This is a genomic window from Kitasatospora sp. NPDC089913 (genome assembly GCF_044748625.1).
Taxonomy (GTDB): Bacteria; Actinomycetota; Actinomycetes; order Streptomycetales; family Streptomycetaceae; genus Kitasatospora.
In genome coordinates, this window is record NZ_JBIVGI010000016.1 from 14215 (window position 1) to 27784 (window position 13570).

Genomic DNA, 13570 nt, shown 5'->3' on the forward strand with positions numbered 1-13570 from the left:
GTGGGTGTGGCCGAGGGTCTGCTCGCGTTGGATGAGGGTGGTCTCGAACAGGGGGATGGCGCGGTCCAGGTTGCCTGCGGATTCGTAGGCGTTGGCGAGGTCGTTGCGGCTGGTCAGGGTGTCGGGGTGGGTGTGGCCGAGGGTCTGCTCGCGTTGGATGAGGGTGGTCTCGAACAGGGGGATGGCGCGGTCCAGGTTGCCTGCGGATTCGTAGGCGTTGGCGACGTTGTTGCGAATGATGAGGGTGTCGGGGTGGGTGTGGCCGAGGGTCTGCTCGTACTGGGTGAGGGTTGCCTCGAACAGGGGAACGGCCCGGTCGAGGTCCCCGGCGTCCCGGTAGGCGTTGGCGAGGTTGTTGCGGCTGGCCAGGGTGTCGGGGTGGGTATAGCCGAGGGCCTGCTCGCACTGGGCGAGGACGGCTTCTCGCAGGGGGACGGTGCGGGCCTCGTGGCCTTGGCGGTAGAGGTACTGGGCGGCTGTGACGTACAGCGTCGCGGTGGGGTGGTCGTGGTGGTTGGGGGGTGTGGTTGCGGCGAGGGCTATCAGGTGGGGGATGAGGGTGTCCCATTCCGGTGCTGGGTCGGTGGTGGGTTCGGGCAGGGCGGTGAGGGCCTGGGTGAGGGCGTGTTCGGCTTCGCGGCGGCCGGCGGGCGAGCCGTCCGGTTCGGTGGGTGTGGTGGTGCGCAGGACGGTCTGGAGGAGGCGGTGGATGCTGATGCTGTTCGGGGTGAGGGTGGTCATGCTGTAGGCGGCGAGGAGGCCGAGTGCTTCGGCGAGGTCGTCGGCGTCGGTGCCGGGGTCTTCCAGAAGGTTGACGGGGATGTTGTCGGGGGCGAGCCAGGCGATGGTGTGCAGGGTGTCGACGGCGAGGGGGTTGCGTGCGGTGAGGTCCTGGAGGGTCTGGGTCCAGATGCGGGCGATGGTGCGCTCCGCGTCGAGGCCGTCCGCGGCTTTGTCGAGCTTTGCGGGTAGGCGGCGGCGGTAGGTGTCGATGCCGGTGGTGGGGTTCTGGGCGAGGTAGGCGCCGGCCTGTTCGAGGGCGAGGGGGAGGTGGCCGAGGTCGGCGGCCAGGGCGTGGGCCGCCTGCCGGTCGCGCGGGGTGGGTGTGCGGCCAGTGACGGCGTGGGCGCAGATGAGGTCGACGGCCTCGTCGGGGTGAAGGGTGCCGAGGGGCAGGGTGTGGATGGTGCGGGGCCAGCCGGTTGAGCGGCGGCTGGTGATGAGGTGGTGGCCGCCGTCGAGGGAGCCGAGGTAGGGGTTGAGGTCGGTGGGGTTCTCGACGTTGTCGAAGACCAGGAGCCAGCCCGGGTGCCATTGCAGCCAGGCCATGGCCCAATCGGCCTGGCTGTCCTGGGACAGCATCCTGGTCAGTGTCGGGGCCAGTCGTGTCGCGAGTGCCGCCAGGGACTGTTCGAGGCGGGTGGGTGAGTCGGCGTTGATCCACCAGACGAGGCTGTAGGTGTGGCGCTGCTGGTGGGCGTAGGCGAGGGCGAGGGTGGTTTTGCCGATGCCGCCGAGGCCGTGGACGGTGGACGTCTGGGTGATCGCTGTCCCGTTGTCCCTGGTGAGGGTGGCACGGACCTCCCTGAGAGCGTCGTCGCGTCCGAGGCACAGGGGCACGGGTGGCAGGTTGGCGAGGCCGCGGGGAGCGGGCACGTCGCGGGCCGCAGTGAGGATCTCGGCGGGCAGGCTGATCACGTCGCCGGTGTGGGCGTTGCCGATGCTGTGCCCGGCGATGGCTCTGGGGCCGGACGCGTCGATGCCTGGTTCGGGGGTGGTCACTGGTCGGTGCGGTGGCCGTCGCCGGTGATAGCGGTGCCGATGGTGTGTGCCGCGATGGACCGGTTACCGGAGGCGGTGATGGTCACCGTCCCAGCGGCCGGCGCGGGCAGGAGGGCGGCGAGTTCCTTGAGCAGGTCGGCGTCCTCGCGCAGGGCCCGCTTGATCTGCTGGCGCAGGGCGGCCGCCGCGTCGGGGTCGTCGGGGGCTTCGGCGGCGTCCTGGACTGCGGCTTCGAGGGCGGCCTGTTGGGGTTCGGTGCGGCGGCGCCACACGGTCTGGAGGATGCGTCGGCCGAGGTTGGCGGTGGCTTCCACTGCGGTGTCCTCGGCCCGGGCGAGGACAGCCCCGCCGTAGGCGCTCACGGCTGCTGTCAGGTAGGGGCTGGCCTGCTCGACCAACTGGACGATCTCGCCACTCACTTCGATGCCTCCGCCACTGCAATGAAAGGTTTATGAGGGAGCGTAGGAGAGATAGGCCGGGCGGGTGGCGGGTTCCTCGAAACCCCAGGGCCTGGTCCCGGTGGGACATTCGTGGGACCGTCGGCCCGATCCTTGCGAAGACGGCAGCTCAGGCTAGCTGTCATGCGTGGTCTGTAGAGCTGTGGGTCAACGTGCCTTGACCGGTTGGTGCGGAGCAGTCGGGCTGGTCGGATCGAGCGCCTGCTGGGTGGCCGTTCGGGTGGGCGTGCCGTCCTGGGCGTGGGGCCGGACAGTGCTGCGGTGTGCTGGTGTCTGGGTTGTCCGGGTGTCCGGTCAGGTGGTCTGACCTGGGTAAATCAGCCGGACAGTGACCGGACAGATCAGGAGTGGCTGTCCGGCGGGCATACCTGTCATTCACTACTGAGGCGGCGCTTGGCATCCCGCGCATGGGCCAGGTTCGCTCGCACTGTCCGGGCTAGGGAGTGGGTGTCCCCGAGGTGCTCCTCGCACTGGGTGAGGGTGAGTTCGTAGAGGGGAATGGCGCGGTCGAGGTTGCCGGCGGCCTGGTAGGCGCCGGCGAGGTTGTTGCGGCTGGTCAGGGTGTCGGGGTGGGTGTCGCCGAGGGTCTGTTCGCGCTGGGTGAGGGTGAGTTCGTACAGGGGGATGGCGCGGTCGAGGTCGCCGGCGGCCTGGTAGGCGCTGGCGAGGTTGTTGCGGCTGTTCAGGGTGTCGGGGTGGGTGTGGCCGAGGTGTTGTTCGCGTTGGGTGAGGGTGAGTTCGTAGAGGGGGATGGCGCGGTCGAGGTCGCCGGCGGCCTGGTAGGCGCTGGCGAGGTTGTTGCGGCTGTTCAGGGTGCCGGAGTGGGTGTGGCCGAGGTGTTGTTCGCGTTGGGTGAGGGTGAGTTCGTAGAGGGGGATGGCGCGGTTCAGGTCTCCGGCCGATTCGTAGGCGTAGGCGAGGTTGTTGCGGCTGGTCAGGGTGTCGGGGTGGGTGTCGCCGAGGGTCTGCTCGCGCTGGGTGAGGGTGGTTTCGAACAGGGGGATGGCGCGGTCCAGGTCCCCGGCGGATTCGTAGGCGCTGGCGAGGTTGTTGCGGCTAGTGAGGGTGTCGGGGTGGGTGTCGCCGAGGGTCTGCTCGCGTTGGGTGAGGGTGGTCTCGTAGAGGGGGATGGCGCGGTCCAGGTCCCCGGCGGATTCGTAGGCGTAGGCGAGGTTGTTGCGGCTAGTGAGGGTGTCGGGGTGGGTGTCGCCCAGGGTCTGCTCGAACTGGGTGAGGGCGGCTTCTCGTAGGGGGATGGTGCGGGCAACGTGGCCCCGGCGGTAGAGGTACTGGGCTACTGTGACGTAGAGCGTTGCGGTGGGGTCGTTGTGGTGGCCGAAGGGTGTGGTTGCGGCGAGGGCGATCAGGTGGGGGATGAGGGTGTCCCATCCTGGGGAGGGGCCAGCCGCAGGTTCCGGCAGGGCTGTATGGGCCCGGGTGAGGATTTCCTCGGCTTCGCGGCGGCCGGCGGGCGGGTGTTCCGGTTCGGTGGGTGCGGTGGTGCGGAGGACGGTCTGGAGGAGGCGGTGGATGCTGATGGTGTGCGGGGTGAGGGTGGTCATGCTGTAGGCGGTGAGGAGGCCGAGTGCTTCGGCGAGGTCGTCGGCGTCGACACCGGGGTCTTCCAGAAGGCTGACGGGGATGTTGTCGGGGGCGAGCCAGGCGATCGTGTGCAGGATGTCGACGGCGAGCGGGCTGCGTGCGGTGAGGGCCTGGAGGGTCTGGGTCCAGATGCGGGCGACGGTGCGCTCCGCGTTGAAGCCGTCCGCTGTCTTATCGAGTTTGGTGGTCAGGCGGCGGCGGTAGGCGTCGATGCCGATGGTGGGGTTCTGGGCGAGATAAGCACCGGCCTGTTCGAGGGCGAGGGGCAGGTAACCGAGGTCGACGGCCAGGGCCTGGGCCGCCTGGCGCTCACGCAGGGTGGGTGTGCGGCCGGTGATGGCGTGCGTGCAGATGAGGTCGGCGGCTTCATCGGGGTGAAGGGTTCCGAGGAACTGGGTGTGGATGGTGCGGGGCCAGCCGGTTGAGCGGCGGCTGGTGACGAGGTGGTGCCCACCGTCGAGGGCGCCGAGGTAGGGGGCCAGGTCGGTCGGGGTCTCGACGTTGTCGAAGACCAGGAGCCAGCCGGGGTGCCATTGCAGCCAGGTGGTTGCCCACGCGGCGCGCTGGTCCTGGCTGGCGTTGCCGGCCCAGGCGGGGAAGAGCTTCAAGGCCAGGTCGCCGAGGGACTGTTCGAGGCGGGTGGGTGAGTCGGCGTTGATCCACCAGACGAGGCTGTAGGTGTGGCGCTGCTGGTGGGCGTAGGCGAGGGCGAGGGTGGTTTTGCCGATGCCGCCGAGGCCGTGGACGGTGGACGCCTGGGTGATCGCCGTCCCGGTCTGTTCGGTGAGGGTGCTGCGGAGGTGGGTGAGGTCGTCGTGGCGGCCCAGACACAGGGGCAGGGGTGGCAGGTTGGCGAGACCAGGTGGTGCGGGTACGTCGCGGGCGGCGGTGAGGATGTCGGCGGGCAGTCCGATCACGTCGCCGGTGTGGGCGTGGCCGATGGTGTGTGCGGCGATAGACCTGTTGCCGGAGGCATCGTAGGAGGAGTCGGTCACTGGTCGGTGCGGTGGCCGTCGCCGGTGATCGCGGTGGTGATGGTGTGTGCGGCGATGGACCGTTGGCCGGAGGCGGTGATCGTGACGCTGCCGGCGGTCGGTGCGGGCAGGAGGGCGGCGAGTTCGGCGAGCAGTTCTGCGTCCTCGCGCAGGGCTCGCTTGATCTGCTGGCGCAGGGCGGCTGCCGCGTCGGGGTCGTCGGGGGCTTCGGCGGCGTCCTGGACTGCGGCTTCGAGGGCGGTCTGTTGGGGTTCGGTGCGGCGGCGCCAGACGGCTTGGAGGATGCGCCGGCCGAGGTTGGCGGTGGCCTCTACCGCGGTGTCCTCGGCCCGGGCGAGGACGGCTCCGCCGTAGGCGCTCACGGCTGCTGTCAGGTAGGGGCTGGCCTGCTCGACCAACTGGACGATGTCGCCACTCACTTCGGCACCTCCGCCATTGCGATGAACGGTTTATGACGGAGCGTAGGAGAACCGGACCCGGCGGGTGGCGGGTTCCTCGAAACCCCCAGGGCGCGGGTTCGGTGGGGGCATCCGTGGGAGCGCCGGCCCGGCCGCGGGAAAGGTGGTAGCTCAGGCCAGCTGGGCAGGTCGGTCAGCTTCGGCGGCAGGCTGTGCGCCGTCGTCGCTCTGCCCCTCCGTGTCCGCTGGACAGGCGGGATGCCTCCGGGGTCAGGTCATGAAGGCGTGTCGGAGCGGTGGCCCGCCAGGCGGGTGATGTCGGCGGCGATGGCGTCCAAGGGGCCTTCGGTGCCGATCGAGCGGAACCAGTCCCACAACTCCAGGGCGTGGTAGAGCCGGTAGAGGTCGAGGCGTTCGGGGGCGTCGGCGGGGAGGGGGCCGTAGCCGGCGAGGAGGGCTCGGCGTTCGGGTTCGCCGCGGCCGAGGGCGTAGTAGTCGGTTTTGGCGAGGTCGATCAGGGGGTCTGCGGCGATGGCGTTCTCGACGTCGATGATGCCGGTCACGCGGGTGGCGTCGCCGGTGGTGACAAGGACGTTGCCCTCGTGGAGGTCGTTGTGGCAGAGCACGGCGGCGCGGCAGTTGTCGAACAGTGCGCCGTCGCGCTCGATCCGCCGTGCGACCGCGTCGTGGAGTCGGTCGTCGCCGCCCAGGGCCTTGAACTCCGCGAGCTTCTTCGCGAACTGGTGTCGCATGTAAGTGCCGTTGTCGGGCCGAGGGTCGAGGATGCGGTTGGTCAGGTATCCGTAGGCTTCCTGTCCGACCTGGTGGATCGTGGCGAGGGCGGCGCCCATCTCCCGGTAGAACGGCGGGATTTGTTCGGCGTCCAGATCCTTCGACGCCTCCGACAGGGGGCGGCCGTCCAGCAGGCCGAGGATGGTGACGGCCCGGCCGTCGGGTGCTCCGTCCGGAGTGTGGTGGAGCACGCGCGGGACCGGGAGGGTGTCGAGGCCGGCGAGGATCCGGTAGACGTGGACCTCCTTGGCCTGCTTCCACGCCCACTCGGGTGCGTACACCTTGAGGATCACGGAGTGGGCGGGATCGGCGCACCGGAGCTCGTACACCGTGCTCAACCGGCCCCCCGTGCGGGGTAGCAGCTCGATCACCTCGGCCTCGGGGAACACCTCCCGCACCAGCGGTTCGGCCCATGCGGTCCCTGGAGGCAACTGATCCGGCTGCGGCATGGGTCGACCCTAGGGATCGAGGCGTGGCCCGGCAATCGAATTGCCGTCGACGCCCGACGGCCGGGCGTGGTCTATTCGGCGGGGGCGCCGTGGTGGAGGAGGGGGAGGTGGGTGCCTCGGGTGAGGGCGTCGAGGGCGTGGGTGGTGCGGCGGTGGTGGTCGGGGTGCATGGCGTCGGCGAGTTGGGCGCGGTGGAGCCAGTGGACGGCCGTGACGGTGTGGGGCGGGCGGTGACGGGCGGCGGTGGATTCCTGCGCGGGGCTGAGGCGGCCGCCCCAGTGGACGAGGTGGAGAGCTTCGGGGAGGAGCCGGGCCTCGGTGTGGTCGGTGGCGAGGATGCGGGACAGGGGGAGGACCAGCCCGGTCTGGGTCTCGGTGTGGCGGCGGGCGGCGTGGTGGGGGAGTTCGTTCGCTTCGGCGGGTCCGCCGGGCAGGACCAGGCCGGACTGGTGGGTGGTGCCGATGGCGAGGAGGGCGCCGTCCCGGTTGAGGATCAGGGCGTGGTGGTGGTGGCGTCGGCGGGGCGGGGTGGTGTGGAGGGTGGGGAGGTGGTGCAGCACGGTGGGGCTCCTGGGGCGGTCAGTCGTCCGACTTGTCGGGGTCGAGCCAGTGGAGGCAGGCGGGGAGTCCGGCGCTGATCCCGGTGGCGAGGATCAGCCCGAAGATGAGGAGTTGGGGGCCGAGCGGCCCGTCGCGGATCGGCCAGCAGACGAGGGTGGCGGCGAGGGCGCTGAGGGCGGGGACCCCGAGGGCGGCGAGAACCAGCCGGAGGGAACGGTTCACGTCAGGTCGGAGGCGCGGGGACGGCTGGGGCGCTGGACGGTGAGGAAGCGGGGGCTGGGGAGGGCCTGGACGTGGGCGGGCTTGGTGGTCCACTCGCAGCCGCCGGCCTCGTGGCGCAGGTAGACGAGCCCGGCGAGGGTGTCCATGTAGACGGCCTCGAGGGGCTTGCCGGAGGTGTCCCGGTGCGCGAGGTCGCGGACGACCTCCCCGACGGCAGGCTTGTACACGGGAATGCGGGGGTGCGAGGGCATGTTGGCTCCATTGATTGCGCAGGGTCCCGGATCTCTCACGGGGTGTAGCCATGGTGCCCCCCCTGTGCGTACGATGGCCAGGGTCTGAACGTTGACCAATCGGGCGTGTGAAAGGTGCCGACGTTCATGGATGAGCCCGTAATTGACGAGATGTCATCCCCGGCCGTGCGCTTCGGTCAGGAACTTTCCAGGCTGCGGGAGGCGCGAGGCTGGTCGCAGGTCGGACTGGGGAAGCGCATGGGGTACTCCAACACCCTGATCTCGTACATCGAACGAGCGAAGCGTCCTCCAACAAAAAACTTCGCTGTTAAAGCCGACACGGTGTTCGAAACCGGAGGTACGTTCTACGAACTCTGGTGCAGGCATGCGAAAGAGGGCCTGCTGGAGGGCTTCGAGGAGTTCGCCGACGAGGAGGCGAAGTGCCGGCGCTTGCGTGAGTTCGCGCTGACCATCGTCACCGGCCTGTTCCAGACGCAGGAGTACGCCGAGGCGCTGGCATTTGCGGCGGTCGCGCGTGGGGCGATCAGCCAGTCCGAGGCCGATCAGCGAGTGGAGTTCGTGCTGGCTCGTCAGCGTGTGCTCGAGCGGAAGAAGCCGCCGCGGATCCATCTCGTGCTCGATGAGGACTGCCTGGTGCGCACGGTCGGCGGCCGGGACGTTATGCGCAGGCAGCTCGATCGCATCGTGGAGCTGGCTGCCCGCCCCAACGTCACCATCCAGGTGGCGCCGTTCTCCTTGGGAGAGAACCTGCCGTTCAAGATGCCGGTGACCCTGCTGGACCTGTCGGACGGGACGGTCGTCGGGTACGCCGAATCGTACGCTCGCGGAAGCCTTGAACGAAGGCGTGAAACCGTCGCGGTGTGGGAGAGGGAGTACGATCAGCTGGTGGTGGAAGCCCTGCCCAAGGCGGCATCCCTGGCACTGGTCCACAAGGCTCGAAGGGAGCTCATTCCATGAACCTCAACACGTCTGGTGCGTCCTGGTTCAAGTCGTCGTACTCCGACAACGGCGGTCAGTGCGTCGAGGTTTCCGCGAGCTTCCCGGGCGCGGTTCCCGTCCGGGACTCCAAGGACCCCGAAGGTCCGGCCCTGGTCTTCCCGGCCGACGCCTGGAGCGCGTTCCTTGCCGGTGTGCAGGCGGGCGAGTTCGGCGCCGTCTGACCTGAATCGATCGTGGGTCCCGGCCGGACTTCCGGTCGGGACCCACGCGTTTGGGGCGGTAACGCTTACCGTGGAAAGCATGAAGCCTGTGAGCTGGCAGAAGAGTTCCCACAGCACCAACGGCGGCGAGTGCGTCGAGATCGGGCTCGACGCCCCCGGCCTCGTCCCCGTCCGTGACTCCAAGGACCCCTCCGGTCCCACCCTCGCCTTCCCCGCCGAGTCCTGGCGCTCGTTCCTCCTCGCCGTCCAGGCAGGGGAGTTCGGCGCCGCCTGACGCATCAGAGCGCCGAAGCCGTCCGCCACTCCCTCCGGTACGCCCCGGGCGGGGCGCCGAAGTGCCGTTTGAACGCCCGCGCGAACGCGAACTCCGAGGTGTAGCCGGCGTTCTCGGCCACCTCGTTCAACGAGTCTCCCGTCTCGCGCAGCATCCGCGCCGCGATCGCCATCCGCCACGTCGTCAGATAACTCAGCGGAGGCTCGCCGACCACCGAGGCGAACCGACGGGCGAACGCGGCGCGCGACAGTCCGGCCCGGTTCCCCAGCGACTCGACGGTCCACGGATGTGCCGGGTCGTCGTGGATCGCCCTCAACGCCGGGGCGATCAAAGGGTCGTTGAGCGCGGACGCCCACCCCCGCGTTCGGTCCCCGGACACCTCGTCGTACCAGGACCGCAGAATGTAGAGCAGCAGCAGGTCGACGAGCGCCGCGACCACCGCGTCCGAACCCGGCCGGGGTTCGTGGATCTCGGCGCAGAGCTGGTCGACCGCCGAACGCAGCACCGGATGACGGCCCGGACTCGCCGGAAGGTGGACGATCTCCGGCAGGTCGCCGAGCAGCGGATGCGGGCGGTCGGTGTCGAGGTGGTAGGCCCCGCACACCAGCACGCTCCGAGTGCCGCCGCCCTCGACGGTGAACGACCCGATCGGCGAGGAGGTGTCGACCCGGGCGGGCACGAAGGCCACCGGCTCACTGGTGACCGCGTCGCAGATGGCGTGACCGGTGCCGCGCCGCAGGAACACCACGTCCCCCGGTCCCAGGGCGATCGGCTCGCCGTCGACCGGCAGCAGCACGCAGCGCCCCTCGACGACGACGTGGAACCCGGCCCCCGAGACGGGCTGGAAGCGCACACCCCACGGTGCTCGCGCCTCGGTGCGGACAACGGACGGGCGCCCGGTGCGCAGGGCCGCGAGCGTGTCGCTGAGGATGTCCATCCGCCCACCCTAGCGCGTTGATCCGGAGACGATCGGACAGAGAATCAAGACTTCATGTCATTCACCGTCCTGCTGGGCGAGCCGTAGCGTCCTCGGCATGAACAACACAGCGGACACCCAGCGTGTCGTCGTCATCGGTGGTACCTCCGGCGTCGGATTCGCCGTCGCCCGGGCCGCGGCGGCCCGGGGCTCGAACGTGGTCGTCGCCTCCAGTCGTCAGGACCGGGTCGAGCTGGCGGTGGAGAGGCTCGGCGGCTCGGCGGAAGGCTTCGTGCTGGACGTCGCCGACGACGCCGCGCTCGCCGTCTTCTTCGACCGGATCGGCGAGTTCGACCACCTCGTCTACACGGCCGGCGAGCCCCTGGTGCTGAAGCCGCTCGCCGAGCTCGCCGCGGGCGAGGCGCGGGCGTTCTTCGAGCGTCGCTTCTGGGGTGCGCTGCTCGCCGTCAAGTACGCGACGCCGCAGCTCCGTTCCGGTGGTTCGATCACCTTGACCTCCGGCGCCTTCGCCACCCGGCCGGTCCCCGGTGCCCTGCTCGGGGCGAGCATCACCGCGGCCGTCGAGGGGCTGACCCGGGCCCTGGCCCTGGAACTCGCCCCGCTGCGGGTCAACGCCGTGCGCCTGGGCGCGATCCGCACCGAGCTCTGGGACAGCAGCGTGCCGGAGCCGGAGGCCTTCCTCCGGGCGCAGGGCAACGGCCTTCCCGTGCAGCGAGTCGGCACCCCCGAGGAGGCGGCGGCGGCCTACCTCCACCTCCTGGGCAACGGCTACGCGACCGGCACGGTGCTGACCCTGGACGGGGGAGCGGCACTGGCGTGACCCCGGCCGAGACCGGACCGACGGGCCCCGACCGGATTCCCGCTCGGGGCCCCCGTGTTGAGGGCGCGCCGCCCGTCCGGTCGCGCACCGGAAGTCGACGGAGCCGACTTCCGGTTCCCGCGCCGGCGCCCGGAACGACGTCACCCGATCGGCCGAGGCGGTTATCGGATCGCCCGGAAGCTGTGCTGCCATGTCCCCCGGTGGCAGGGCGGTGGGCAGGACGACCGCCCCGGCACCACCCCGACTACAACAGCGGCAGAAGAGAGCGGCATGCTCCAGATCTCAGTCGAGGACTCCGAGATCGGCCCGGGTGAGGCCCACCGGTGGCATCTCGTCCCCCTGACCGGTGCCGACGGACCGGCCCCGCGCCGGATGACCGGCTACAACCAGGCGAAACATTTCACCGTTGCCCAGTACGCGCAGAGCGTCGACGACCCGATCCGCTCCTACGTCGCGGCGAGCTTCGAACTCGCGGGCCCGGTGGACCTGGACGCCCTGGCGGGCGCGCTGCTCGAGCTGGTGCGACGGCACGAGGTGCTCCGGGCGGTCTACCAGCCGCTGGCCGGGGACCTCGGCTGCGAGGTCCTCACCCCGGACGAGGTGGCCCTGAAGCACGTCTACGGCGGCCCGTTGGAGACGCCGGCGCAGGTCACCGCGCACCTCCAGGAGGCGTTCCGGGAGGTGGACACCCTCTCCTGGCCGCTGATCACGATGGGCGCGGTGGTGCGGACCGGATCCACCACCGTCTGGTTCTCCTGCGACCACCTGGTCACCGACGGCCTCTCCACCGCGATCGCCATCAACGACATCGCCACCGCCTACCGGGACCTCACCGCTACCGCCGCCGCCACCGCGCCCGCGCCCGCCACCGCGCCCGCGACCGCCACCGCCCCCGATACCACCGACGGGACGGCCCCGCAGCCGGGTCCGGGGAGCTACCTGGAGTTCAGCCGCACCCAGCGCCGGGCCAACCGGGCGATGCGCGCCGACGACGCTCGGCTGGACCACTGGCGGGCGTTCCGCGACCGCAACGGCGGCCTCTTCCCGCGCTTCCCGCTCGACCTCGGTGTCCGGCCGGGGAAGCTGTACGCGCCGGTGACCAGTACCGAACGCCTGTTGACCGGCCGGCAGACCGAGGATTTCGGTGCGGTCTGCCGGGCCCTGGACGGGCGGCTGTCGATGGGGCTGCTCGCGGGCCTCGCGCTCGCGCTCCGGGAGCAGGGCGGACCGGAGGTGTACCGCGGACTGATGCCGTTCAACGAACGCGGCCGGGGCGAGTACGCGGAGTCGATGGGCTGGTTCATCAACACCCTGCCGGTCGAGTTCCCGGTCGGTCCGCGGGCCGGCTTCGGCGAGGTGCTCGCCGCCGCCCAGGAGGCCTACGCGCAGGTGCGGGCCCATGCGGCGGTGCACTTCGTCAAGGCGTGGAAGCTGCTCGCCCCGGCCGAGTACGCGTCACTGCGGTACTGGCCGCACGCGGTGAACTTCTTCTCCTACATCGACTGCCGCCGCCTGCCCGGCGCGGACCGGCACGCCGCCCAGCGGGCCCGGATGCACGTGTGGGTGTCCGGCTGCAACGGGATCCTGCACTGGCTGCACCGCACCGACGAGGGCCTGTTCGTCAACACCATCCACGCCGACACCCCGCAGGCGGCCGCCGTCAACCGGGCGCTGCTGGACGGATTCGCCCGGGTGCTGACCGAGCCGCTCGGGCGGTGACCGAGCCGCTCGGGCGGTGACGGCGTCCCCGGGCGTCCCGGACGTCCCCGGACGTCACGGGGCCTTCGCGGCCGCCGCGTTCGCGAGCGTGACGTCGATCGCCTTCCGGGCCTGCTCCAGGCGCTTCGCATCCGCCTGGACCGCCCGGTTCTGGTAGGCGGTCTCGACGGCGAACCAGATGCCGACGACGTTGTTCCGCTGCTTGCAGTCGACGTCGGCCGTCGCGGCGGCGATCTCGGGAGCGGTCGCCGTCGGCGACGAGAACCAGCGCTCGTCGCGCACCGCGTCCACGGGACTGGCGTAGGTCTGCCCCTTCTCCTTCATGCAGCGCGACCACGCGGCGAAGGCCGCCTTCACCCGTCCGTCGGCCATGGAGTCCGTGAACCCCCGGCCGTTGATCTCCAGTGCCCCGGCGTCGTCCTGGAGGATCCCGCCGCCCCGGGTCAGCGTGTCGTCCGCCTCGCCGAGGCAGCCGCCCGGCGGGATCGCGATGCCGTTGTGGGTGCGCCCGACCGGCTCGGCCGCCCCGGCCGGGCCGCCCCGGCCGTGGCCCAGGACGGCCTGCAACTCCGGTGCGGGCGGCTGCGGGGCGGCGGACGGCTGCCGCTGGTCCGCCGACGGGCCCCAGTGGTAGCCCTGGGCGGCCGCGCTCGCGGCGTCGGTGAGGTAGTACCGGCGGGTCATCAGGTCCGGCTTGGTCCCGAGCGCCGGCGGCGCGTAGTCGAAGCCGAAGCGCTTCATGCACGATCCGATCAGGGCCGTGCGGGCCGCCTCGATCCGCCGGTCCTCGTCGGGACTGATCAGGAACCTGGCGATGGGCAGGGCCTGGCCGTCGGCGGTGGCGAGGGTCGGGACCGCGTCGACGGGAGGTGCGGCCGCCGGGGCCGGCGCCGGGCCGGAGGACGCGCAGCCGGTGACGGCCCCGCCCAGTGCGAGCAGTGCGGCGATCACCGGCGCGCCGACCGACCGTACTGACCGCCGTACCGGCGCGGGGGCTGCACTTCGCATGTGAACTCTTCTTCCGGCGGGAACGGCGGTGGGGGGGGGGGGCCCGGGGGGGGGGGGCCCCCCCCCCCCGGGGGGGGGGGCCCCCCCCCCCGGCCACGGCGGCCGCGAACTGATAGAAACCCTACGCCGCGGGGGGTTTGGG

At 71.0% G+C, this 13570-nt stretch carries 15 protein-coding genes; 5 read left to right on the forward strand and 10 right to left on the reverse strand.

The genetic code is table 11. The features are described from left to right. From fxsT (ACIPYS_RS23615) to ACIPYS_RS23650, 8 genes are all read right to left on the reverse strand, one after another. On the reverse strand, positions 1-1782 hold a 1782-nt coding region (gene fxsT, locus ACIPYS_RS23615; RefSeq protein WP_400749119.1), incomplete at its 3' end, for an FxSxx-COOH system tetratricopeptide repeat protein. Continuing rightward, positions 1779-2201 carry a hypothetical protein gene (locus tag ACIPYS_RS23620; RefSeq protein ID WP_400749122.1) on the reverse strand — a complete coding sequence of 141 codons (423 nt, stop codon included), beginning with the start codon at positions 2199-2201 and terminating at the stop codon, positions 1779-1781. The genes ACIPYS_RS23620 and fxsT (ACIPYS_RS23615), both read right to left, overlap by 4 nt. Before the next feature lie 410 nt (positions 2202-2611). Then, complete coding sequence (gene fxsT, locus ACIPYS_RS23625; protein ID WP_400749125.1) at positions 2612-4837, reverse strand: FxSxx-COOH system tetratricopeptide repeat protein; 2226 nt, start codon at positions 4835-4837, stop codon at positions 2612-2614. Further along, on the reverse strand, positions 4834-5256 hold the full coding sequence (locus ACIPYS_RS23630; RefSeq protein WP_400749128.1) for a hypothetical protein: 423 nt from the start codon (positions 5254-5256) through the stop codon (positions 4834-4836). Before ACIPYS_RS23630 ends, fxsT (ACIPYS_RS23625) begins: the two co-directional genes overlap by 4 nt. Before the next feature lie 254 nt (positions 5257-5510). Continuing rightward, positions 5511-6476, reverse strand: coding sequence for a phosphotransferase family protein (locus tag ACIPYS_RS23635; protein WP_400749131.1), 966 nt, complete (start codon positions 6474-6476; stop codon positions 5511-5513). Positions 6477-6547: 71 nt separating this feature from the next. Beyond that, complete coding sequence (locus ACIPYS_RS23640) at positions 6548-7036, reverse strand: NUDIX domain-containing protein (RefSeq protein ID WP_400749133.1); 489 nt, start codon at positions 7034-7036, stop codon at positions 6548-6550. Positions 7037-7055: 19 nt separating this feature from the next. Beyond that, on the reverse strand, positions 7056-7259 hold the full coding sequence (locus ACIPYS_RS23645; protein ID WP_400749136.1) for a hypothetical protein: 204 nt from the start codon (positions 7257-7259) through the stop codon (positions 7056-7058). Further along, a complete protein-coding gene (locus ACIPYS_RS23650) occupies positions 7256-7510 on the reverse strand; it encodes a hypothetical protein (RefSeq protein ID WP_400749138.1) in 255 nt (84 codons plus the stop codon). The genes ACIPYS_RS23645 and ACIPYS_RS23650 overlap by 4 nt, the downstream gene beginning before the upstream one ends. Positions 7511-7636: 126 nt before the next feature. Between ACIPYS_RS23650 and ACIPYS_RS23655 the strand changes: the two genes are divergently transcribed. The 3 genes from ACIPYS_RS23655 to ACIPYS_RS23665 all read left to right on the forward strand — a co-directional run bounded on the left by ACIPYS_RS23655 (position 7637) and on the right by ACIPYS_RS23665 (position 8944). Beyond that, a complete protein-coding gene (locus ACIPYS_RS23655; RefSeq protein ID WP_400749140.1) occupies positions 7637-8467 on the forward strand; it encodes a helix-turn-helix domain-containing protein in 831 nt (276 codons plus the stop codon). After that, positions 8464-8670: a DUF397 domain-containing protein gene (locus tag ACIPYS_RS23660; protein ID WP_400749143.1), complete on the forward strand. Its 207-nt coding sequence runs from the start codon at positions 8464-8466 to the stop codon at positions 8668-8670. The genes ACIPYS_RS23655 and ACIPYS_RS23660 overlap by 4 nt, the downstream gene beginning before the upstream one ends. A 79-nt stretch (positions 8671-8749) precedes the next feature. Continuing rightward, entirely contained in the window at positions 8750-8944 is a 195-nt protein-coding gene (locus ACIPYS_RS23665; protein WP_400749146.1) for a DUF397 domain-containing protein, read from the forward strand. A gap of 4 nt (positions 8945-8948) precedes the next feature. On the opposite strand, the gene ACIPYS_RS23670 is transcribed toward ACIPYS_RS23665, so the two are convergent. Beyond that, positions 8949-9881 carry an AraC family transcriptional regulator gene (locus ACIPYS_RS23670; RefSeq protein ID WP_093863021.1) on the reverse strand — a complete coding sequence of 311 codons (933 nt, stop codon included), beginning with the start codon at positions 9879-9881 and terminating at the stop codon, positions 8949-8951. Between the two features lie 97 nt (positions 9882-9978). Here ACIPYS_RS23670 and ACIPYS_RS23675 point away from each other — a divergent pair, with 97 nt between their 5' ends. After that, positions 9979-10701 carry an SDR family oxidoreductase gene (locus ACIPYS_RS23675; protein ID WP_400749150.1) on the forward strand — a complete coding sequence of 241 codons (723 nt, stop codon included), beginning with the start codon at positions 9979-9981 and terminating at the stop codon, positions 10699-10701. A 270-nt stretch (positions 10702-10971) separates the two neighbouring features. After that, positions 10972-12420, forward strand: a complete 1449-nt coding sequence (locus ACIPYS_RS23680; RefSeq protein WP_400749152.1) for a condensation domain-containing protein — start codon at positions 10972-10974, stop codon at positions 12418-12420. A gap of 54 nt (positions 12421-12474) precedes the next feature. Here the strand turns inward: ACIPYS_RS23680 and ACIPYS_RS23685 are convergent, their stop codons facing one another. Continuing rightward, on the reverse strand, positions 12475-13428 hold the full coding sequence (locus ACIPYS_RS23685) for a hypothetical protein (RefSeq protein WP_400749155.1): 954 nt from the start codon (positions 13426-13428) through the stop codon (positions 12475-12477). Positions 13429-13570 lie beyond the last annotated feature (142 nt).

What these genes read in the sequence shown, in the direction of transcription:
- ACIPYS_RS23635 (WP_400749131.1), bottom strand. Translation starts at nt 6,476, where the DNA reads ATGCCGCAGCCGGATCAGTTGCCTCCAGGGACCGCATGGGCCGAACCG.
- ACIPYS_RS23655 (WP_400749140.1), top strand. Translation starts at nt 7,637, where the DNA reads ATGGATGAGCCCGTAATTGACGAGATGTCATCCCCGGCCGTGCGCTTC.
- ACIPYS_RS23670 (WP_093863021.1), bottom strand. Translation starts at nt 9,881, where the DNA reads ATGGACATCCTCAGCGACACGCTCGCGGCCCTGCGCACCGGGCGCCCG.
- ACIPYS_RS23680 (WP_400749152.1), top strand. Translation starts at nt 10,972, where the DNA reads ATGCTCCAGATCTCAGTCGAGGACTCCGAGATCGGCCCGGGTGAGGCC.
- ACIPYS_RS23685 (WP_400749155.1), bottom strand. Translation starts at nt 13,428, where the DNA reads ATGCGAAGTGCAGCCCCCGCGCCGGTACGGCGGTCAGTACGGTCGGTC.
- ACIPYS_RS23660 (WP_400749143.1), top strand. Translation starts at nt 8,464, where the DNA reads ATGAACCTCAACACGTCTGGTGCGTCCTGGTTCAAGTCGTCGTACTCC.
- ACIPYS_RS23665 (WP_400749146.1), top strand. Translation starts at nt 8,750, where the DNA reads ATGAAGCCTGTGAGCTGGCAGAAGAGTTCCCACAGCACCAACGGCGGC.
- ACIPYS_RS23650 (WP_400749138.1), bottom strand. Translation starts at nt 7,510, where the DNA reads ATGCCCTCGCACCCCCGCATTCCCGTGTACAAGCCTGCCGTCGGGGAG.
- ACIPYS_RS23675 (WP_400749150.1), top strand. Translation starts at nt 9,979, where the DNA reads ATGAACAACACAGCGGACACCCAGCGTGTCGTCGTCATCGGTGGTACC.